The following is a 21490-nucleotide window of genomic DNA, read 5'->3' as shown; positions in this document are numbered from 1 at the left end:
CAAGGGAATGAATCCCCGGGAGCATAGCTAACTATGTGACCGGGGTGAGTGAGCGCAGCCAACAAAGAGGCAACTCGAAAGGCGAAGGGTATAACTAATTTACATAAATAGAGTACGGAATCACACTCATGGATATTCGTAAGATAAAAAAATTGATCGAGCTGGTTGAAGAATCTGGCATTTCTGAACTGGAAATTTCTGAAGGTGAAGAATCAGTTCGCATCAGCCGTACTACGGCCGTTCAGGGCATGCCGATCACTCAGCAGTATATCTCTGCGCCTGTTCAACAGCCTGCTCCCGTTGCAGCACCGGCACCTGCTGCTCCGGCAGCACCAGCCGCAGCAGAGATCAGCGGTCACACCGTTCGTTCCCCAATGGTTGGTACGTTCTACCGTTCTCCAAGCCCGGATGCGAAACCTTTTATCGAAATCGGTCAGCATGTTAATCAGGGCGATACCCTGTGCATCGTTGAAGCCATGAAAATGATGAACCAGATCGAAGCTGACAAAACCGGCGTCGTGAAGGCCATTCTGGCACAAGACGGTCAGCCTGTTGAATTTGACGAGCCACTGGTCATCATCGAATAAGCGCATCACGCGGGAAAAACCCATGCTTGAGAAAATAGTCATAGCTAACCGCGGTGAAATCGCACTGCGTATCCTGAGAGCCTGTAAGGAACTCGGGATCAAAACTGTTGCTGTGCACTCTGCGGCAGACCGTGATCTGAAACACGTCCTGCTGGCAGATGAAACGGTCTGTATCGGCCCTGCCGCATCAGCAAAAAGTTACCTGAATATTCCGGCTATCATTTCTGCGGCTGAAATCACCTGTGCACAGGCAATCCATCCGGGTTATGGATTCCTGTCTGAAAACGCTGATTTTGCTGAGCAGGTGGAGCGCTCCGGTTTCACCTTTATCGGCCCGAGAGCAGAAACTATCCGCCTGATGGGTGATAAAGTTTCTGCCATCAGCGCCATGAAAAAAGCCGGTGTACCTTGCGTTCCTGGTTCTGACGGCCCTTTGGGTGATGATACTGAGAAGAACAAATCGATCGCACAGCGCATCGGTTATCCGGTGATCATCAAGGCCTCCGGAGGCGGCGGCGGGCGTGGTATGCGCGTTGTCCGCAGTGATAAAGAGCTGGAACAGTCTATTGCCATGACTCGTGCTGAAGCTAAAGCTGCTTTCAATAATGACATGGTTTACATGGAAAAATTCCTTGAAAACCCTCGTCACGTTGAAATTCAGGTACTGGCTGATGGTCAGGGCAATGCTCTTTATCTTGCTGAACGTGACTGCTCCATGCAGCGTCGTCACCAGAAAGTTGTGGAAGAGGCTCCTGCACCGGGTATCTCGGCTGAACTACGCCGCAGCATCGGTGAACGCTGTGCCAACGCTTGTATGGAAATCGGCTATCGCGGAGCGGGTACGTTTGAATTCCTGTATGAGAACGGTGAGTTCTATTTCATTGAGATGAATACCCGTATTCAGGTTGAACACCCTGTTACCGAAATGATCACTGGCGTTGATCTGATCAAGGAACAGCTACGCATTGCTTCCGGTATGCCACTGTCCATCAGGCAGGAAGATATTGTCATCAAAGGCCATGCTATCGAATGCCGTATTAATGCCGAAGATGCAAAAACATTCTTGCCAAGCCCGGGCAAAATTACCCATTTCCACTCTCCGGGTGGGTTCGGCGTGCGCTGGGAATCCCACATTTATGCAGGATATACCGTACCGCCATATTATGACTCCATGATCGGCAAACTGATCACTTATGGAGAAACCCGTGAAGTGGCAATTGCACGTATGAAGAACGCGCTGGCAGAACTGATCATCGATGGCATCAAAACCAATATCGATTTGCAGATGTCCATCATGAATGATGAAAACTTCCAGAAAGGCGGAACCAATATTCACTATCTGGAGAAGAAACTGGGCTTACATGATAAGTAAGGCTTTTTTCTAACATCGCCATTCTGCATAAAATCCCATCTTTTCAAGATGGGATTTTTTATGGCATGGTTTTTGTCGCACATTTTCTTCTGAATAAATCCGGCTGTTACCGTACAATTCCTTCCTTTATTTTTCTGCTTTCCCGGAGAATCAATGGACAAAAGATTTGTTCAATCTCATAAAGAAGCGCGTTGGGCCGTATTTCTGACGTTAGCTTATCTTGTGGGTTGGCTACTGAGCGCCTATCTACCCAGTGATACGACCGGATTAACCGGATTGCCACATTGGTTCGAACTGGCTTGTTTAGCATTACCTGCACTTTTCATCATCCTGTGCTGGATGATGGTGACATTTATCTTCAAAGAAGTTCCTCTGGAGGATGAAGATGCAAAATGAAGTTATTCTGCCTCTGGTAGGATATCTGGCACTGGTTTTTCTGCTCTCATTCTATGCCTATCGCCGCCGCCAGACGGGTGAATTCCTGAATGAATATTTTCTTGGCAGCCGCTCAATGGGTGGTTTTGTACTGGCGATGACCATTACAGCAACATACATCAGTGCCAGCTCGTTCATTGGTGGCCCCGGTGCAGCCTACAAATATGGTATCGGCTGGGTGCTGTTATCCCTGATCCAACTGCCGGCAATCTGGCTCTCCCTTGGCGTACTGGGGAAGAAATTTGCGATTCTCGCCCGCCGTTATAATGCCGTAACACTCAATGACATGCTATATGCGCGCTATCAGAGCCGTATTCTGGTCTGGTTTGCCAGCGTGAGCCTGTTGGTCGCCTTTGTCGGTGCCATGACGGTGCAGTTCATTGGTGGTGCCCGCCTGCTGGAAGCCGCAGCCGGTATTCCTTACGGTACCGGTCTGCTGATTTTTGGTCTCTCCATCGCTCTCTACACAGCATTTGGTGGCTTCAGAGCCAGTGTACTTAATGACGCCCTACAAGGGCTGGTCATGCTTCTAGGAACGATACTGCTGCTTGTTGGCACGATCTATAAAGCGGGCGGGCTATCAGAAGCGGTTTCGACACTGCGTACTATCGATCCTAACCTTGTCTCTCCTTACGGTGCTGACAATATTCTTAGCGGCCCTTTTATGGCCTCCTTCTGGGTACTGGTCTGCTTTGGCGTTATCGGGCTACCACATACCGCTGTGCGTTGTATTTCTTACCGCGATAGTAAAGCTGTCCATCGTGGTATTATCATCGGCACTATCGTCATGGCTATCCTGATGTTTGGGATGCACCTTGCCGGAGCACTGGGCCGTGCGATCATCCCTGATCTGACAATTCCCGATCAAGTGATCCCAACCCTGATGATCACCGTCCTGCCGCCTATCGCTGCCGGGATCTTTCTGGCCGCGCCGATGGCAGCCATTATGTCAACAATTAACGCCCAACTGCTGCAATCTTCAGCCACTATCGTTAAAGATCTCTATTTGAATTTGTTCCCGCAGCAGATCAAACAGGAGAAAAAACTCGCCCGTATCTCCAGTTTTTCTACCCTGTTTCTGGGAATACTGCTGCTACTGGCGGCATGGCAACCACCTGAAATGCTGATCTGGCTGAACCTGCTGGCCTTCGGCGGATTACAGGCGGTGTTCCTCTGGCCACTGGTATTGGGCCTGTACTGGGAGAAAGCCAATGCACATGGCGCGCTAGCCTCAATGCTGACAGGTGCAATAAGTTATACCCTATTAGCCAGCTTTAGCATTAACCTCCTTGGATTCCATCCCATTGTGCCATCATTGCTGCTGAGCTTACTGGCATTCGGAATAGGAAATCTGTTTGGGAGTAAACAGATACAACAAACCGCCGCATCACAGTAACGGCGATATTTTTTAGCCTGATTTTTAATCATTTTTCATACATATTGCGTTTAAAAGAGAATTTTTATGCCTTGGATACAACTGAGATTAAACACCACGGGACAACAAGCTGAATCACTCGGTGATGAACTAATGGAAAGCGGCGCAGTGTCCGTTACCTTTCAGGACAGCCACGATACGCCAATTTTTGAACCTCTGCCGGGAGAAACCCGCTTATGGGGAGATACCGATGTCATTGGTTTGTATGATGCCGAAACAGATATGAAAGCTGTTGTTAGCCAACTGGAGCAGGTTCCCCAGCTGGGTAAAGGTTTTCTCCACAAAATTGAACAGCTGGAAGATAAAGACTGGGAGCGCGAGTGGATGGACAACTTCCACCCAATGCGTTTTGGTAACCGCCTGTGGATCTGCCCAAGCTGGCGGGAAGTGCCTGAACCGGATGCTGTTAACGTTATGCTGGATCCGGGGCTGGCCTTCGGAACCGGAACACACCCAACCACTTCTCTTTGCCTGCAATGGCTGGATGGCCTTGACCTGCAAGGTAAAACCGTCATCGACTTCGGCTGTGGATCCGGCATTCTGGCTATCGCAGCCCTGAAACTAGGCGCCAAACATGCTATCGGTATTGATATCGATCCTCAGGCCATTCAGGCAAGCCGGGATAATGCAGAGCGTAATGGCGTTTCTGAGCTACTGACACTCTATTTGTCTAAAGATCAACCTGACAATTTAGAATGTGATGTTGCTATCGCCAACATTCTGGCTGGCCCACTGCGTGAACTGGCTCCTGTTATCGGTTCATTACCAAAATCTGGTGGATTATTAGGCTTGTCCGGTGTACTGGCAAGTCAGGCTGAAGGTGTCGCCGAAGCCTATAGCAATGAATTCATTATCGATCCAATCGCCGAACAAGAAGAATGGTGCCGCATTACCGGGGTTAAAAAATAATCAACAAACTACTATTGAAAAACAGGATTATCCACTAAAATGATCCTCTGGGGGACAAATTGGTGGTAATACATACTATTTGTCATGAGAAATATAGGTAACAATAAATTTCGTCAAAAATACGTAACTTAATGTTATTAAAGGATAAATAGAAAAGTTTGAAAAAATCAACTGGAAAAATTCCGTTAAAATACCGTTTCGCTCAAAGTTTGGCCTTTCATATCTTGTGAAAAATGCGTAATATACGCGCCCTTAGTCACAGTTGGCCACTCTTTCTTCGCCTATGCGTATCGGACAATACCAGTTGAAAAACTGTCTTATTGCAGCCCCTATGGCTGGCATAACGGATCGCCCGTTTCGATCACTATGCTACACCATGGGTGCAGGTATGACAGTCTCAGAGATGCTTTCTTCCAATCCTCAGGTCTGGAAGACAGATAAATCCCGGCTACGTATGGTTCATCGCGACGAACCCGGAGTGCGTTCTGTACAGATTGCCGGTAGTGATCCCGATGAAATGGCAGCGGCGGCGAAAATCAACGTCGACAATGGTGCTCAGATCATCGATATCAATATGGGGTGCCCAGCCAAAAAGGTTAATCGTAAATTGGCAGGCTCAGCATTACTGCGTTATCCAGAACTGGTTCAAAAAATCCTTTCTGCGGTAGTCAATGCGGTTGATGTACCTGTTACATTGAAGATCCGTACAGGATGGTCACCGGAAGAACGTAACTGTGTAGAAATTGCCCAATTGGCTGAACGTTGTGGTATTCAGGCGCTTACCATTCATGGCAGGACTCGTTCTTGTCTGTTTAATGGTGAAGCCGAGTATGACAACATTCGGACAGTTAAGCAGACTGTTGCCATTCCAATTATTGCTAATGGCGACATTACTGACCCGCTAAAAGCCAGAGCAGTGCTTGAATACACCGGGGCTGATGCCCTGATGATAGGCCGCGCTGCTCAGGGAAGACCCTGGATCTTTCGGGAAATCCAGCATTATCTGGAAACAGGAGAACTGCTGTCACCGATGCCCCTTGGCGAGGTACAGCGTTTAATGAACGAGCATGTACGAGAACTGCACGACTTTTACGGTCAAGGCAAAGGAGTTCGTATTGCACGTAAGCATGTATCTTGGTATCTCAAGGAACATGCTCCTGATGACCAGTTTCGGCGCTCATTCAACGCCATTGAGGATGCCAGCGAACAGCTGGAGGTGTTGGAAGCATACTTCGAAAATTTTTGCGTAAATAAAGAAAAGAGCTGACAGAACTATGTTCGAACAACGCGTAAATTCTGACGTACTAACCGTTGCTACTGTAAATTCACAAGATCAGGTAACTCAAAAACCTCTGCGTGACTCAGTTAAACAAGCACTGAAGAACTATTTTGCTCAACTGAATGGTCAAGACGTCAATGACCTGTATGAGCTGGTACTGGCTGAAGTAGAGCAACCACTGTTGGACATGGTGATGCAATACACCCGTGGTAACCAAACCCGCGCAGCGCTGATGATGGGAATCAACCGCGGTACTCTGCGTAAGAAACTGAAAAAATACGGCATGAACTAATCCTAGTCTAGTAACATGTTGTTAAATCGGCACTTTTTACTATGTAGAAAGTGCCTTTTTACTTAGAATTACCCCACCGATTACCCCACCGAAAAATCCTCAGCACAAAAACTCACAGAACAACATGAGTACCAAAGAAAAATAAGAATTAGATGTGTTATAGAGGTCAGTACACCAAACGTTCCAACCTTGTGAAAAGTTACGATGTATTTCGTCTGGAAACATTGAGATGAAAGTTACAGATGTTTCTACCAGTGAGAAGATACCCCGTTACGGATATCTTCCCGATGATTTTCAAATGGAACTAATTATTTTTATGATTTATCCCGAACCTTGCGTTCAATCAATTCACCATACGAATCAAAATAGCGACTCGGCCAGATTTCAGATGGGTGTATTTCGAGATAGTTAGCAATGATCCATTCACCTTTCGGCCACGGTCTGCTGAGAGTATTTGCCAGTGTAGATGAACTGAGTCCGGCTTCACGGGAAACAGCCGCTAAGGTAGTACCACGTTTACGCAGTGCAGCAATAATATCGGCTTGATGCCAATCATTTTTAACATTATTCATTCCTGCTACCCCTTCCATTAATTAACATTGATGGTGGCGATTCAGACAGGGTTTGCAGACCGGATGTATCCAACCGGTGAGGCCGAAACCTCCCCTGCCTGAACCACCATTGAAAAGGCGATAGCAGACACACTGGTAGAAATTTCCTACCAGTGGGATACATTCAAGGCTGCAAAACCTTGACCATTGGATTTTGCCAATGGCGGGGCTACTTTAACTGATTGGTTTATCGGACTCAATAAGCGAACCAGTATAAACGCTTAACTTTTTGCGTTATATGCTATTAAATAGCCCATGCTAACTGACATCCTTACTACTCTGGATTCAAGCAAATGTAACAGTCAGGCTTAGCGCCAAGAGCAGACGGTTAAATATTGAAATGACGGTGTGTCAGCAGTATTTTGGTATTCACAAAAATAATTTAAAAGGAGAGTGAAGTGAGTGAAATGTTTGAAATTGCATATGCAGCAGCCACAAATAGGCTTTGCTTATTTACTGGAACCGGTTTTTCAAAAGCGATTTCTGATGGTGATGCACCTACTTGGCAAGGTCTTCTTGAAAAACTGTGTGACTCTTTACCTAATGATGCAGAAAAATTAAAAGAGTCACTTTTCCCGAAAGATAAACCGCAACTTCTGAGCCTAGAGGAAGCAGCACAAATAATTTCTATAAAGCTTGCGGCTCGAGATAAAAGTATTCATGAAGAAACTGCAAAAATTATTTCTGAAATTAAGCTTGGTGATGATAATGAGGAAGTCGAGAAATTTTTTTCTAAACGTTCTTTTCGGATTGTAACAACAAACTACGATAAACTTGCTGAAAAATTAACGACTAGTAATAGCTTTCAATCAATTACACCTGGATTGCCTATTCCAAAATCTTCTGCGAATGTAAAAATTTACCATGTGCATGGTTCTGTGGATTCACCAATGAATATGGTTATTACATCAGAAGATTATTTTCGGTTTATAAATAGCGATTCATATTTTTCTCGTAAATTAAGTACCGTTCTACATGAAAATACTATAGTAATCCTAGGATATTCTCTTGGAGACACAAATCTAAAAGCAATTATTAGTGACTACAAAGGATTCTCAAAAAGCCATGTGGTAGGGTCTAATATATTTCTGGTTTCGAGATCCTCAATCGACCAAAGCATAAAAGACTACTATTTTTATTGTTATGGAATAAGAGTTTTAGACTCTCTTAATATTGAGGAATTTTTCAAGATCCTTAATGAAAAAATTCCGGAAGCAGAAAAGATTGCTGAAAGATCTTTGGAATCAATTCGAAAAGTAGTATATGAAAAATATTCGTTCAAGGAAGAATATTTAAAATTAGAGGATTCCTTCTATCAAATAATTTCTTCAATTTCCGCCGAAGGTTTGAGCTGGAATGACCATAGAGTAGTGAAAATGATCGGTAATGTTATTGAGTCAAAGACGATGTTAACGAATGAGCATAATGCCTGGGAACAATATGAGCATCTAGCTAGATGGCTTGTTTATCTCGGAGCTATTTTTGAGGTTAGTAGAACATCAATAGAAAAAAAGTATCTTGATGCGGTTCTGCGTTCGATGACTACTATGAAAAAAGAGTATTACATTGGCTATTCTTGGCATGCATATAGATCTTGGAAAAATCGCTGGTCATCAATAATTGCCTCAAATCGTATACTAATTAAGAAACACATCGAAGCAAATACCACATGGTCCGATGCATTAACCATTGTAAACGACATTGATTCGTAATGTTATATTTCATTAGTGTCCACATTCAGGTAATGGGTACTGCATCGTGATTTAGAAAAATTATCAAACGTTATATGACTGACTTGAAAATTTAAAAATTAAGATACTACTGTTCGGGTTAATTGTGTGTAGTAATTACCTCAGCAATGCTGAGGTTTTGACATTGTGCCACTCATTTTTTAATCGGCGATAACGTCCGCTTTCGTTCATAGCTGACTGTCATATATGGACGTCCCATAATATTCAACTTTTTTAGTGACTCAGTGTATTGCTAATTTCGGTTCACGGTCATATATCCGGCGTCTGGCAATCATTTAAATTTGCTGCGCCATGGTGAAGTCCGAACCTTGCCTCCTCATCAGATCAACGGATTAAAAATCCTCGACAGTCTCAGGTTTTTGCAAGGCCGGATAACCGTTTAGCTCATCAACTGTAGTCAACTCTATTGAAAATGAAACCGGTTTATTTAAGCAAAGGTTTTGCTCATCTGGAACGCATCTTTATTAACCATAATTGACCAGCATATCCTGGCACATTTATTGGCATAAGCGACACACGCCTTATTAAAGCCCCGTCGGTTAACCAAAGACTGCATCCAATCACCGAGTGCATCATGCCGTAACGCTCTACGTTGTATAGCGGCTCTGGCGCCATGAATTAAAATCCCGCGTAGGTACCGATTACCATTTTTAGTGATTTTGCCTAATTGTGTTTTCCCACCACTGCTGGCCTGTCGAGGAACGAGTCCTAACCAAGCGGCCATTTGCCTGCCGTTATTAAATTGTTTTCCATCACCAATATACGCGACCATTGCGGAGGCAATCAGGGGGCCAATACCGGGAATAGATTGGAGCTGCTGCCACTGAGCCGTTTGCGATGATAGCGACTTGAGGGTTTCTTCTATTTCCTCTGTCTGCTGGATCAGCTTCAGCCATTCTTCATAGAGTTGTTTCAGAACCCTGCGTGCAATCATCGTTAATCCATTATCGGCATCTTCAAGTGCCTCGTACAGTGACTCTCTAAGAGCCGCAGAGCGTTGCGGAAAAATAATGCCATATTCTGCTGCCAGTCCTCTGATTTGATTAGAGAGAGCAACACGTTTTTGAACTAATGACTGCCGGACATTATGGAGAACACAGAGGTCTTGTTGATACAGATTTTTGACCGGAACAAAATGCATACCCGGCCGATTCGCAGCTTCACAGATTGCCAACGCATCATTAGCATCATTTTTATGGTGTTTAACGAAAGCTTTCACATGCTGAGGGGGAATAAGGCAAACTTTAAAACCTAGATTTTCAATCGTTCGTGCCCAATAGTGGGCGGTACTACAAGCCTCCATAGCAATCAAAGTCCCGGATTCCATTTGTCTAACAGCATCCAGTAATCGACTTCGGGTCATTTTTTTATTAAATATAATGTGATTATCGTTAAGCAAACAAAGCTGAAAAACAGATTTAGCGAGATCAATACCGAGAATTTTATGATACATGATGGACGCTCCCATAAAATGAATATGCTTATTTCATTTTGGTACAATTGACGCCATACGGGACGTCCATCTCATCAGGTTGAGTCGCACTTTGCTAAAGAACATCGCCAGATAAAATAGCGACCAATCTAAAAAAGTGTAATATCTAACCTTCTGAGAATTCGATTTCAATCACAATAATTAAAAAATCAATTAGTTATCTATATTCCATCAAAGTTAACCAGCCTCTGTTGCTGCTCCTCACTGAGCGTAAACGCAAAATCTTCATGTTCTACTTGCCATGTTCCAAAACTCATCAGGAACGCAATCGAAGGGTCTATCTTATTCGCTGATTTCTTCTTGTTCGGTTTGATATTGGCGTTAGCATCCGTTTCCATCACCACATTAGACATTGCCCATGCCAGTACCGGATCGCCGTTGTGACGAATGATTTTGCGGTTAACAAACACCTCTGCCGATTTCGCCACGGGGCTAAAGCGCATATAGGTTTGCGGGAAGGGTTCAACATCCAGCCCTGCCCCCTGTAATTGCGTTCGTAGGTGCGTGGCGTTCCATGTATCAAAGCCCACCAGCTTGATATCAAAGTGCTGGCTGTCTTTGAGAATATCATCACGGATACGATCATAATCAATGCAATCGCCTACAGTGGTACGTATCCAGCCTGACTGTACCCATTGCCGATAAACAGCCCGGTTCTTATTGGCAGGGTTCTGTAGCTGGGCTTCGGGCAGGTAATGTCGGGTCAGTAATAACAGTTCGTTATCCACGGGGAACATGTAGCAAATACTGGTGATATCACCTGTTGAGGATAAATCTAATCCGGCGTAGCACTCCAAGCCTTTCAGATCGTTTTCGTCATAGTCTGACTGGCAGGCTTTCCATGCCCCGTTCCCCATCCACGGTGTTTCGCCCTGACACCAGATATTAAAGCGTTTGGTTAGCATCTCTGTCCATTGTGAGGGAATGCCCCGGGCTTTCTGGATAGTGTCATGCAAAGCGCCACTGTCCACGGAGATATTCAGATTGGGATTTGCCTTTATCCAGAGCGTTTCATTATCAATTTCGTTCTCGTCGTCCAGCTCGTAAATCAGGGCAAACAGCGATGCGTTCTGTTCTTCGCCATCCAATATCTGGCAGCAATAATCATAGTGCTGTTTACAGGCTGAGATTACATTACTGCCCGCCGTGGTGATGGCAAACAGGATACCTTCAGGACGTGCGCCCATGCCTAATTCAAGGGCAGAGTAGACGGCGTTATCAGGGTGCAAATGATATTCATCGACAATCGCCAGACTGGGGTTAGTACCTTCGATGGTAGCAGCTTTGGCTGCCAGCGGTTTTAACAGGCTGTTGCTTTTGGCATAAGTGACTTTGTGTTGTTGAATCGCTACCCGTTTCTTGAGCGATTTTGATAACAGACACATCTGGCGGGCATCATCAAACACAATACGTGCCTGATCGCGACTCACGGCGGCGGTGTAGATATCCTGCTGGCCTTGCTCCATCACCAGAAACCAGTTCGCCAGTATTGCGGCAACGGTAGATTTGGCATTTTTGCGCGGTACTTGAATATACGCACTGCGATATTTTCGCCGTCCGGTTGCCTTCACTTTGAAGCCGAACAGGTTGGCAAAGGCGAATTGCTGCCACGGCTCCAGCATAATCGGTTTACCGCGCAAGTGGCCTTTGACGTGCGGACAGTAGCGGGAAAAGGCAATAAATCGCGTCACCACCTCCGAATCAAACAGATAAAGCGGGTTATTCAGGTCGTTAAAGTAGCGTTTCACCGCCTGTTTTACCCGTTTACAAGCCGGAATTGTGCCGTTTTCGATATCAAAAGCGTACTGCTCCTATGCGTTCATAGTCGGTCTAGCTCGTCCTCTTCTTCCGTTTCTACCGGATTTTTACGCCGTGATACCGGATCAAAACCCAGTAATGAAGACATTTTTATCATGATTTTTTCAGCATCAGCCTTTGCACTTAGTGACGGATTGCGGCTTTCGCTGCCCTGACTATTCACGATGCTAAAGCCTCGGATATCAAGGTCTGCCACCGCTTTTCGGTAAATGGCGTAGTTGACGCAGTAGAGTTCTAAATTGTTCCAATCGGCGGCGTTCAGGTCTTCCCGCTCGTTTAAGATTTTACCTTTGGCTTTCCATTGACTGGCGGCAATCTCATTTAAATAAGTAGGTGGTTTGGGTGCTCTTGCCATAATGTTCGCTGTTCCTTGTGATTTTATTTTCAAAAAAATTGCCGCGCGTAAAAATTGAAGGAGGGAGCGGTTCTGCTCAGAGGGGAGTTTGTCATTTTTGATACCCCTACCCCGTTATTTCAGTTTGTTATTATTCCGAAGTTAACCAACCGTGTCGCTTCTGCTTCCTGTTCCTGATAGCTTCCCTGTTTGCGCTTAGCTTTAGTGATGGGGTCTATCTGGACGGTCTTACGGTTATGGCAGGCATGACATAGTGCTTGATGATTAGATGCAGGCCAGAACAACACATCACTATCACTATTAATTGGGATAATGTGATCCACAATGGTGGCAGGTGTGTAACTGTTTTGTTTGAGACAATGGACACATAAGGGATTCGCCCTGAGATACATCAGTCTGTACTTACCCCATCGGTTACTATAGCCACGTTCGGTACGTGTACCGCGCTGCCTGTTCTGTTCCCGCCGATGTTCTTCACAGCGACCGGACGTTACCCGTTACGTACAACTCGGATAACTACAACGCCTTAATGGTTGCCACGGCATCAGTAGATCCCCACATCACGATAGACAGACCACAGTGATTTGATGGTAAAAGGCACTTCTTTCAGCTCAACATCAGTTGCCATTTCCCGATTCTCATACAGCAAGCCGATATAGAGCAGGCAACCGACTTTAATCGCCGGGGTAAAAGCCAGATCATCACCAAACCGCTTACCAATATGTTGCTGGCAGACTTCCAGCGCTGCGGCGACATAACCCGTTAATAGGGCATCATCAAGGGTGTGATCTTCTTCCAGTCGGCAATGCTGTTTAATTTCATGCAGGGGAATTCCAATCCGGCTCATCGGAATATCCCTCCCTTGCAAAGTAACTCTAGACGGGTGTATTTCGCATCGGGAATAACCGCCATAATGCTAAAAGCTGTGCCCGTCGTGTTCGCTCCGTGAAAGGTAATGCTGTTCGCTGTGGTCACATCAGCACGATAACGCAGCCAGATACGCACGGTGGCTTCTGAGAACACGGCGCCGGATGCCACCAGTTCCCGCCCGCTAATCGCTTTGACTTCTGCCCAGACCGTGGCTAAATCTACCCAGTTGTTGAGTACTTCACCAAATTTACCCCGACTGGCTTCATTTTTTCGAATTGTCACCCGATGCCGTAATCTGCCAGCTCTCATTCGTTACTCTCCTTGTCTTGTTTGATTTCCACGGTTTGCTTCCATGCCTGACTGAATTCATCGCCACCGGCACGAGGCGATAATCCTTCCCGTTCACGGGCTTCATTCGGGCACATCACACCGGATTTAATCGCCGTCTCATAACTCTGGAAGCGTTCTTTCGGATTGGCGCGCAGTAAATCGGCGGTGTCGAATTCCACTTGGTAACGAATGCCTCGTTTTGGTGAGTTCATCAATAAGGCGGATTTGATTTGCTGCTCGAAATTGGCTAACCACGGGCGCATAGTGATAGTCAGAAAAGCACGGGATGCCTCGCTAAAGTTACTGTAGGTACTGTTCGAATATTCTTGCAGAAAGATAGGACTAACGTTGAACATACGGGCGATATCATCAATCGTGAAGCGGCGGGAGGCCAGCCACTCCGCATCCTGATTGCTCATCCCTAATTGCTGATATTCCATCCCGCCCTCAAGAATCGGCGTTTTCCCTGCATTGCGAGCGCCTTTATAACGTTCGAGGGCTTCCAGTGCCTTATTACCCTTGATGCCATCCAGCCAGTCAGCGGCTTTAATCACGCCAGCCGCCATCATGCCCTCTTTCATAATGCTTGCCCCGTGGCGCTGTTGTGCTAGCCCCAAACCCAGCGTTTCACGGCAAATCGTGACTGGTGAGCGACCAAGAAAGCCATCTTCGGTGGCATAACGCAAATGCAATACTTCTTCTTGCAGATAGGTTTTGACCTTGCCGCTATAAGGTTCGGTGATGGTGTAGGCAAATCGGTGATCGGATAATCGCTGTGGGACAACCGCTGACGGTGGGTAAGGATGTAATGATTGTGGCTGTCCGTCTTTTCCCCAGACGATGACCGCATATGCATTGCCATTTAACAGGCAATGACGCATCAGGGTTCGCTTAAACTGAAACGGGGTCTGGCAGTCGTTCGGGTATTCATTAAGCAAATAATCAACAGGATGATCACTTAACCACTCACGGGACTCTGTGCCGTGACTATTTTTCACTCGATACAGATAACAGGGCATTGTTGCTACCGCTTCACTAATGACAGTAATAGCATTCATCACAGCAGGCAGACCTTCGGCGGTTGAGGGGGAAACATGCTCGCCTGATTTAGTATTAGGTATGCCTGCCAGAGAAAACAATTCATCAATGGTCATACTGCGAGTTTCAGGAGCTTTTAGCTTAAAAGGCCACATAATCACACCTCGGACAGTTGCAGCCAGTAATGGCGCAAATCCGCATTACTGAGCTTAACCGCATTCAGTGAACGTCTGGCAATTTCTACGCCACTATCAGGATAAGCAGGCAAGCTGGTGATTGTGATTTCCCGCAATTCAGCTTCTAATACTGTTCGAATGTATGGCGTTTGCTCCGTGTCCCATTGGTCTTTCAGTGCCCTGAATCCGAAGCTCATTCCTTGAATATCACCACGCTCAACCAGTGCCAGCACATCGCGGCCTAATTGCGTATTTGGCGGGGTTAACTCAAAACGTAATCCGGTGGCATTCGCACTCAATTGCAATGTGCCGGATGTGGTACGGCCTAACAGATTCATGTGGTCATGTTCATACAGTGCCCTGATATCTGCCCCCGCTGTTAAGCTGGCGCTAAAGGCATTTGGGGCGAACTGCTCGACAAACTCATCCCACAAGATATGTGATCGGCTGTTCCACTTAATCACATAGCCTGTCAGTTTCTTATCATTGGCAAATAATGAAGCGGTACGGATTTCAAAATCATTCTTCATCGAGAAACTCCAAGATTATCAAGAGGCTTTGATTTCCAGCACCTTGATTGCGTTGGAGTCCACCAGCCCGCCGCCTAAATACTTATCGGTGTGAACCTTATAAAATCCCGGCTCGGTGATATTGTCGGGACGAGTACGAATACCCTTTTGATGGTCAACAATGAAGTAACCGCGCTTGAAGTCACCCAGCGCAATGATGTTATCGGGCATAAATTCGAGATAATGGACAGGCAAGCCCAGCAACATATCAGGATCACCCGCTTGCAGACGTTCGCGCCAGATATAATCTCCGTTGCCGTTTTTCAGCTTCTGCACTTTGGCTGCTGTTGTCGAATTCATCACCCACACGGCGTTCTTGCGGTATTTGTTTTTGAGTAAGAATTTCAGGTCAATCAAGCTATCGGCTTCAAGGTTGGCAACTTCCAGCTTTTGCAGCGTACCGAATGCACGTACCTTGTCAGTTTGGGTATCACGGGGATAAGACAGGAAGCCTTTTGCTTTTTTGCTGCCGTCACCGCTCACGAGATCGGTTTCTTCGGTATCAACGAAGGTGTCAGCAATTTCTGAGGTTAACCAGCCTAAAATATCGACATCGCTAAAATCGATGATTTCTTGGGTAGTCTTAGGATAGGCATAAATAGGAAACAGCTTGATGCTGACTTCTTCCATCTTCGGTGTAGCAGTCTCACTACGTGCCTTGCCTTCTTCCGTGTGGGCTACGGCTGCACCACCGACCGAAACAAGCTGTTTATACTTGTTGCTGCGTGTGGTCTTAATCGTACAAATCAGGCGCATGACCGATTCATCAGCCAGTTGCTGCATGATCTGCTTATTCAGCTCAGGGATAACAGTATAGCCGCCGTCTGCGGGAACGCTTGTAGGCAGGGAACGGGCTTCACCAGTCAGGATATAGTGGCGCAGCTCGTCATTGTTGAGTGTTTCACTGGTTGGCTGATTCTTTGCCTGATTGCGTTCTTCATCAGATAAAACCTCATAACGGGCAATTTCGGTATTCAAAGAATCAGACTGGCTGCGCAGCTCGTCGAACTGTTTGGCTTCATCAGTGGCTAGTGAACGTTTTTCGTTTTCGGCTTTGGTCAGCAGCGAGCGCATTTGCTGGGTTAAATCGGTTTTTTGTTGGCGTAATTCGAGTAGTTTTTTCATGGTGTTTTATGGAATAGTTATTTTCTTTAAAACACTATTTAACACCGTTAAAAATAATTAAAAAGCCTCTAAAATTTAGAGTCTAAACAAGAGAAAACATGAAGACAAAATATTTACAAAAAAATAATTTTAAATGGCGATTTCACTCGCCATTTTTCATTAATACCTATTTACTCACTTTTATAATGTATATCTTTTCAAAATCATTTGCTCCATTTAGCATTGTCCCGTAAATTGCTCCTGCTATCTTTATTCGTATTTCTCCAGCATGTGTAGGAGTGCCTTGTATTTTTATACGGCTGTAATCCTTTGCTGTTACTGGTTTTACAGGGACAGTATAATCACTAGGACTCCATGTTAAACCCGAGTTTTCAGGTGTTATTTCTGCGCCAAAACTCTTATCTATAACACCAGGTATTCTTATTAATTCATTATATGGTGTACCAATCTTAGCATCTGTTAGATAATTTCCATCAGGATAGATATGAACAGCTTGCTTTGAACAAGCGGAAATAAACAAAAAAGATATAATTAAAATAAATCTACTCATGCTTATTTTATTGGTTTGAAAACCAACCCTCCGAATGTATGTTTAAGGAAATAATTCAAATTATTACCCCCTTTAACTTGTTGATAGATTTTACCCCAAGAAAACATATTTAAATTAACCATATTGTCATTATTTATATCATTTGAGTTTATTGGTATCCCTTTTGAACTAACTTCGCCTTCCCATACAACCCAATGATTTTTCATTGAAGTGTCACCAGTGATACTATCTAGCATTCCGGCTGATATTAAACTTACAACTCGATATCCTTTTTTTATATATTGATTTAAATTTATTATATCGTTCACATTACTATGTGAGAATACACTTATGTTGTCAAAAACCTTTTCATATCCAGCTTTTTCAAACCACTCTGTTAATTTTTCCCACATGGTAATACCAGCCACTTGATCTGAAATTTCATCGTAGTTCATAATCGTATTTTCTGAATCTCTTAAACTGGCTAATGTCAGCCAATCTAATCCTGAGATTCTTTCACCATACTGATTATAAAAAGCTCCTTTAGGATGGCGACAACCATCACCCGGCTTAATCTCTAATTGACCAATTTTAGTTCTGCCATGTTCCCATAACTCACGAGCAGCTTGCTCATAGATATCTGGTCTGTCCATTTGTAAACAATAAAAAAATGCCGCAGGTCCACATAAACTTGCCCCATTTTGATCCGGGTAAGTTCTTTTCGATAACCTATCCTGAATTTGTGATTCGACTTTATTCTTCTCAAATGGATCATCAGGATGACCAATTGGATATTCTTCCGCAATAAATACTCTTTCAGGAACAGTAAGTTTTAATTCAACGGTATTATCACCTTCGCTGACAGGTTTTGTTTCAATCGTGCTTTCAAAGTAACAGGCATTTTCTCGTTTTTTATCCGAACAGGCTTTACCTACTACAAACTCACCCAGTGTATACATTTTCTTAAACGGGGCTTGCAATGCCTGAATTGTATTTGAACCATGTTTGCGGTAAAGCATGATTTGCATAATATACGTCACGGAAAGATCATCGTCTGTTTCTTCAGTGACATGCTGTTGAGTTTCATAATTGCTCTGTAATTGTGCCTGAAAAATATCAAGCAATATATGATGGTTTCCTTTTGCGTCCTTACGATAAATGATTAAATCATACAGTAGGTTTTCGGCAGGCACATTTGATTCTATTTTGGTGTAAACGGTATAAGTCGGCATGATATTAATCCTTTAAAATATGAAAACTCAGGTTCTTTTTGTCATCCGTGAGATGCCATTGGGTATAACCTTGTTTATCCGTCTTGCCTTCCTTTATCTGTCCATCCGGCAGGCAAACCCGATACTTGCGCTGAGTTAAAAGATTGCCGTCATCATCCACACAACGATAGCGGGCATGATGTTTAGCGGGTTTTACCGGAGTTTCTTCAACCAGTGGTTTCTTAAGTGGCTTCACATTCGAGAACCCGGATAAAAGCGGCTTGCCTTCTTCACGTCCGGCTAATTGTGTAATGCTGTAGCCCGAAGTCCCCGCAGCAATGTGGTTACACGCGATAGATTTGTAATCGAGCATCACCACTTCATGGGGGATTGCGCCGTTGTCATTGAGGGAATGGGGATAATTGTAGGCCAGATCGACAATCGTTGCGCCTGTCAGTTTAATTTCGTAAAAGAGTTCCAGTTGTCCCATCGGGCTTGTCCGGTAGTGCATAAAGCGCGCTTCCAGCAATTCGTTCCCGTCAATTGCCATTGCTAACAAAGGTGAGGATTTATCAATGGGTTTGGTAAAGCTGACTGGGTGATGATGTGCACTCTGATCGCGGCTTACTGAATGATTGACACTCAGTACCTGTATTTCGTCTTCTCGGCCTGTCTGATAGCGGTTTCCGATGGATTCTGGCGTTGAACAGCCCGCTGAAATTAATCCCTGCTTCTTGCCTTTTAGTGATAAGTAGATAACGTGTGACATCTTGTCTCCTGTGATCTGACTTCCGATAAAATCGAATGAATGAAACAGGATACAGCAGGAATATTTATCTATTCTAGCATGAAGAAAAATTCAGCAGTAAATTTGTGATTAATCTCTGTTCTTAAATAAAATCAGAATATTACATCGTTTAAATTTTTGGTAATACCAAATCAGGCTGATACCTTATTTTACTGTCTCTATTATCCGGCTTTTATTTACCTGCCAGAGATACCCCCTATAAATCTTTTTCACCCTCACAGTTATGCACCCTCTGCACATTCTTCTCAAAGCCTTGCTACATCTGGGTTTGCAGTAATTAATATGATATTCATTCACTGTACCCTCTGTTCACCCTTTTTTTATCCTCATGAAGAGAATGTATATTTGATGTATAGCTAAGAAATAACTATACATCTATTATTTTCTTTTAAATACAGATAGATATTTAAAATGATGTATGGAATGCAGACTTAAGCCCAAAAAGTTTATAGTGGGGATTTAAAGCCCCGGCATTCAGGCAATGACGGCAACCACTCTTCGGCTTCTTCCGACAACTCAACGTTATAAGAGTAACCTTTCTTGGTTCGCACTTTCCGATACTCCTTTTTATATTCCAGCATAATTTTAGGCAACGATTCGCCAAATTTGGTCAGTGTCAACGGGCGTTCAAAGCCGTGCGCTTCCATAAAAGAAAGATAAGCATGATACAGATACATTCTCGGTGCCCGTGGACTGATATTCTTAGTGCCCATCTTCATCCCAGTTGCATCATGGACAGAGACCAGATAACCGCAAAAGCGATACAACGGATCGGAATTGCTTTTCACCGTTAACGCCTCGTTAGAATCGCGTTGTGCCTGTAGTCGCTTTTTAGCTTTGTTCTGGTCGGCAAATTCGTTTAATAAATGGCGGATAATGACCGGCAATTCCCGACTGATTTTCTCCGGCAAATGTGGATCTTTCTCTGACTCTTTGACCGGAATATTAAACGGGAATATCACCCGCCGCCGTGCAATACCGCCGTTACGTTCTGTAAAGCTCATCGGCTCGTTATTAGTGGCTAATACTACAGCTTTAATAATCGTTGAAAACTGCTTCTCGTATTTTCCGTCAACTTCAATCAGGTCGCCGCCTGTAATCGCCTTAATGCCTGCACCTTCTCCGACATATTTAACCTGATCGGGCAGCGTAATCAGGCTTTTCCCAACAAACTGATAACGCCCTCGCGCTTCATCCAACGCTCGCATGTTGCCACTGGCGGTATTGTGTTCGCCCGCTAATAAAGTGGCGATATACGTAAAGATGCTTTTACCGCTGCCCCCTTCGCCTGTGACTTCAATAAATAGCTGCCAGTCATAACGGTTTGCCAAAATCATAAACAGGGCGGCTTTAATACGATTCATCTTGTTTTCATTGCTTCCCGCCGCATGGGATAACCAGCGATAAAAATCTGGGGCATGGTCTGGTAAATTTTCACCGACAGCAGGCGGAGTGAATTCGATGCTGTTATGGTTCATTAGCCAGTGTTCCGGCTGGTGTGGGGTAAACTGTTGAGTCGATAAATCATACACACCATTACGGAACCCGATTAAGTCCTGCCGTTGTTCGCCGATAACCGGCACTTGTAATTTCATGGCATAGATAGCGTTATTGATCCCATTCGGGCTGTAAGGGGTTTCGTGCTGGTCAAAAATTGCCACCATTGCGCGGCGCAGCTCATTATCCGACACGGTTTCCCATGTCGTACCGTTATAGTGGTAAACCATTTCGCTATCAGGATTAACCGCCACTTTACCGTAACGCTCAACCAACAGTGCCCCGCGCTGACTGGCTGCCATTTGAGCCAGATTGTTATTGGCCTTTTTGGGCTTAGTTTCGTGAATAACTACCGCTTCTGCTTCCATGAGTTTTTTCTCCCCAACCTGATATAACCCGTTGTTGAATGCCTGCTTTGCTGCCTCAATACCGTGATGCTGGCGATAATCGTCCCAGTCAGATTTTAATGCCGTAGGCGGTAGCGTGACCCAGCCATTAATCGCTATAGCGGCTTTTTCTGCCGCTATCTTGCCGACATTCTTTTTTAGCCTGCCGTTTTTGTCCCGTTCTTCCGGTTCGTGCCAATCGTTATCAGCGGCAAGGATGATTTTTGCGTTAGGCCACTGTGTTCTGACTTGTTCGGCAATAGTGGGTAAATTGCTTTCATCAATGGCTGCCAATACCACGCCCTCATGTAACTGACTAACAGTTAACGCCGTGGTGTAACCCTCGGCAATAATGAAGGTATCGGGCGTTCCGGTAATCGCTGAGACAGGGATAAAACTCCCTTTTTTCTGCGTCCCTGAGACAAGGCGTTTTTCACCGTTCGGCTTGATTGTCTGCGCCCCCGTGATTTTGCCGTCTAGAGTCTGAATCACCAGCAATAAAGAGCTATAGCAGAATCATATTAATATGACATAATAGCTGGATTCATATGACAAAGGATAAAGTGAGATGGGCTACAGTCTGGATTTTCGAAAGAGAGTATTGGCATATAAAGA

21 protein-coding genes and 1 pseudogene are annotated in these 21490 nt (G+C 44.8%); 8 read left to right on the top strand and 14 right to left on the bottom strand.

Annotated features, from left to right (window positions below; all coding sequences use genetic code 11):
- The first annotated feature begins 128 nt into the window (after positions 1-128).
- The 7 genes from accB to fis all read left to right on the top strand — a co-directional run bounded on the left by accB (position 129) and on the right by fis (position 6309).
- A complete protein-coding gene (accB, locus tag AACX38_RS09210) occupies positions 129-587 on the top strand; it encodes an acetyl-CoA carboxylase biotin carboxyl carrier protein (protein WP_099122280.1) in 459 nt (152 codons plus the stop codon).
- Between the two features lie 22 nt (positions 588-609).
- Positions 610-1959: an acetyl-CoA carboxylase biotin carboxylase subunit gene (accC, locus tag AACX38_RS09205; protein ID WP_099122279.1), complete on the top strand. Its 1350-nt coding sequence runs from the start codon at positions 610-612 to the stop codon at positions 1957-1959.
- 153 nt (positions 1960-2112) lie between these two features.
- Complete coding sequence (locus AACX38_RS09200; RefSeq protein WP_228862899.1) at positions 2113-2355, top strand: YhdT family protein; 243 nt, start codon at positions 2113-2115, stop codon at positions 2353-2355.
- Positions 2345-3790, top strand: a complete 1446-nt coding sequence (gene panF / locus AACX38_RS09195) for a sodium/pantothenate symporter (protein WP_228862898.1) — start codon at positions 2345-2347, stop codon at positions 3788-3790. Before AACX38_RS09200 ends, panF begins: the two co-directional genes overlap by 11 nt.
- A 66-nt stretch (positions 3791-3856) precedes the next feature.
- Positions 3857-4738: a 50S ribosomal protein L11 methyltransferase gene (prmA, locus tag AACX38_RS09190; protein WP_228862897.1), complete on the top strand. Its 882-nt coding sequence runs from the start codon at positions 3857-3859 to the stop codon at positions 4736-4738.
- 283 nt (positions 4739-5021) lie between these two features.
- Positions 5022-6005 carry a tRNA dihydrouridine synthase DusB gene (gene dusB, locus AACX38_RS09185; protein WP_099109617.1) on the top strand — a complete coding sequence of 328 codons (984 nt, stop codon included), beginning with the start codon at positions 5022-5024 and terminating at the stop codon, positions 6003-6005.
- A gap of 7 nt (positions 6006-6012) precedes the next feature.
- Positions 6013-6309 (top strand): DNA-binding transcriptional regulator Fis, encoded by a 297-nt coding sequence (gene fis, locus AACX38_RS09180; protein ID WP_010847912.1) that lies wholly within the window; start codon positions 6013-6015, stop codon positions 6307-6309.
- Positions 6310-6623: 314 nt separating this feature from the next.
- Here fis and AACX38_RS09175 read toward each other — a convergent pair whose 3' ends face one another.
- Complete coding sequence (locus AACX38_RS09175; protein ID WP_038223181.1) at positions 6624-6881, bottom strand: helix-turn-helix domain-containing protein; 258 nt, start codon at positions 6879-6881, stop codon at positions 6624-6626.
- A 446-nt stretch (positions 6882-7327) separates the two neighbouring features.
- On the opposite strand from AACX38_RS09175, the gene AACX38_RS09170 reads away from it, so the two are divergent.
- Positions 7328-8632, top strand: a complete 1305-nt coding sequence (locus tag AACX38_RS09170; protein WP_228862952.1) for an SIR2 family protein — start codon at positions 7328-7330, stop codon at positions 8630-8632.
- A gap of 466 nt (positions 8633-9098) precedes the next feature.
- On the opposite strand, the gene AACX38_RS09165 is transcribed toward AACX38_RS09170, so the two are convergent.
- From AACX38_RS09165 to AACX38_RS09105, 13 genes and pseudogenes are all read right to left on the bottom strand, one after another.
- Entirely contained in the window at positions 9099-10124 is a 1026-nt protein-coding gene (locus AACX38_RS09165) for an IS110 family transposase (RefSeq protein ID WP_228862896.1), read from the bottom strand.
- 200 nt (positions 10125-10324) lie between these two features.
- A complete protein-coding gene (locus AACX38_RS09160) occupies positions 10325-11956 on the bottom strand; it encodes a terminase large subunit (protein WP_228862951.1) in 1632 nt (543 codons plus the stop codon).
- Positions 11957-11982: 26 nt separating this feature from the next.
- Positions 11983-12336 (bottom strand): phage terminase small subunit P27 family, encoded by a 354-nt coding sequence (locus tag AACX38_RS09155; RefSeq protein WP_228862895.1) that lies wholly within the window; start codon positions 12334-12336, stop codon positions 11983-11985.
- A 119-nt stretch (positions 12337-12455) separates the two neighbouring features.
- Positions 12456-12881, bottom strand: a pseudogene (locus AACX38_RS09150) (HNH endonuclease).
- Entirely contained in the window at positions 12881-13183 is a 303-nt protein-coding gene (locus tag AACX38_RS09145) for a head-tail connector protein (RefSeq protein WP_228862894.1), read from the bottom strand. Before AACX38_RS09145 ends, AACX38_RS09150 begins: the two are co-directional and overlap by 1 nt.
- Positions 13180-13515 (bottom strand): phage head closure protein, encoded by a 336-nt coding sequence (locus AACX38_RS09140; protein WP_099115757.1) that lies wholly within the window; start codon positions 13513-13515, stop codon positions 13180-13182. The genes AACX38_RS09145 and AACX38_RS09140 overlap by 4 nt, the downstream gene beginning before the upstream one ends.
- Positions 13512-14729 (bottom strand): phage portal protein, encoded by a 1218-nt coding sequence (locus AACX38_RS09135; protein WP_228862893.1) that lies wholly within the window; start codon positions 14727-14729, stop codon positions 13512-13514. The genes AACX38_RS09140 and AACX38_RS09135 overlap by 4 nt, the downstream gene beginning before the upstream one ends.
- A 2-nt stretch (positions 14730-14731) precedes the next feature.
- Positions 14732-15280 carry an HK97 family phage prohead protease gene (locus AACX38_RS09130; RefSeq protein WP_228862892.1) on the bottom strand — a complete coding sequence of 183 codons (549 nt, stop codon included), beginning with the start codon at positions 15278-15280 and terminating at the stop codon, positions 14732-14734.
- Between the two features lie 18 nt (positions 15281-15298).
- Positions 15299-16444 carry a phage major capsid protein gene (locus AACX38_RS09125; RefSeq protein ID WP_228862891.1) on the bottom strand — a complete coding sequence of 382 codons (1146 nt, stop codon included), beginning with the start codon at positions 16442-16444 and terminating at the stop codon, positions 15299-15301.
- Between the two features lie 166 nt (positions 16445-16610).
- Positions 16611-16994, bottom strand: a complete 384-nt coding sequence (locus AACX38_RS09120; RefSeq protein WP_228862890.1) for a hypothetical protein — start codon at positions 16992-16994, stop codon at positions 16611-16613.
- Between the two features lie 2 nt (positions 16995-16996).
- A complete protein-coding gene (locus AACX38_RS09115) occupies positions 16997-18205 on the bottom strand; it encodes a hypothetical protein (protein WP_228862889.1) in 1209 nt (402 codons plus the stop codon).
- Positions 18206-18209: 4 nt separating this feature from the next.
- Complete coding sequence (gene tssD / locus AACX38_RS09110; protein ID WP_228862888.1) at positions 18210-18953, bottom strand: Hcp family type VI secretion system effector; 744 nt, start codon at positions 18951-18953, stop codon at positions 18210-18212.
- Positions 18954-19438: 485 nt separating this feature from the next.
- Positions 19439-21367, bottom strand: a complete 1929-nt coding sequence (locus AACX38_RS09105) for a primase-like DNA-binding domain-containing protein (protein ID WP_228862887.1) — start codon at positions 21365-21367, stop codon at positions 19439-19441.
- Between the last annotated feature and the right edge of the window lie 123 nt (positions 21368-21490).

The organism is Xenorhabdus sp. PB30.3, from assembly GCF_963895965.1.
GTDB lineage: Bacteria > Pseudomonadota > Gammaproteobacteria > Enterobacterales > Enterobacteriaceae > Xenorhabdus > Xenorhabdus stockiae.
The sequence above is the reverse complement of the archived record's forward strand: the minus strand, read 5'-3'. Positions and strand labels throughout refer to the sequence as shown.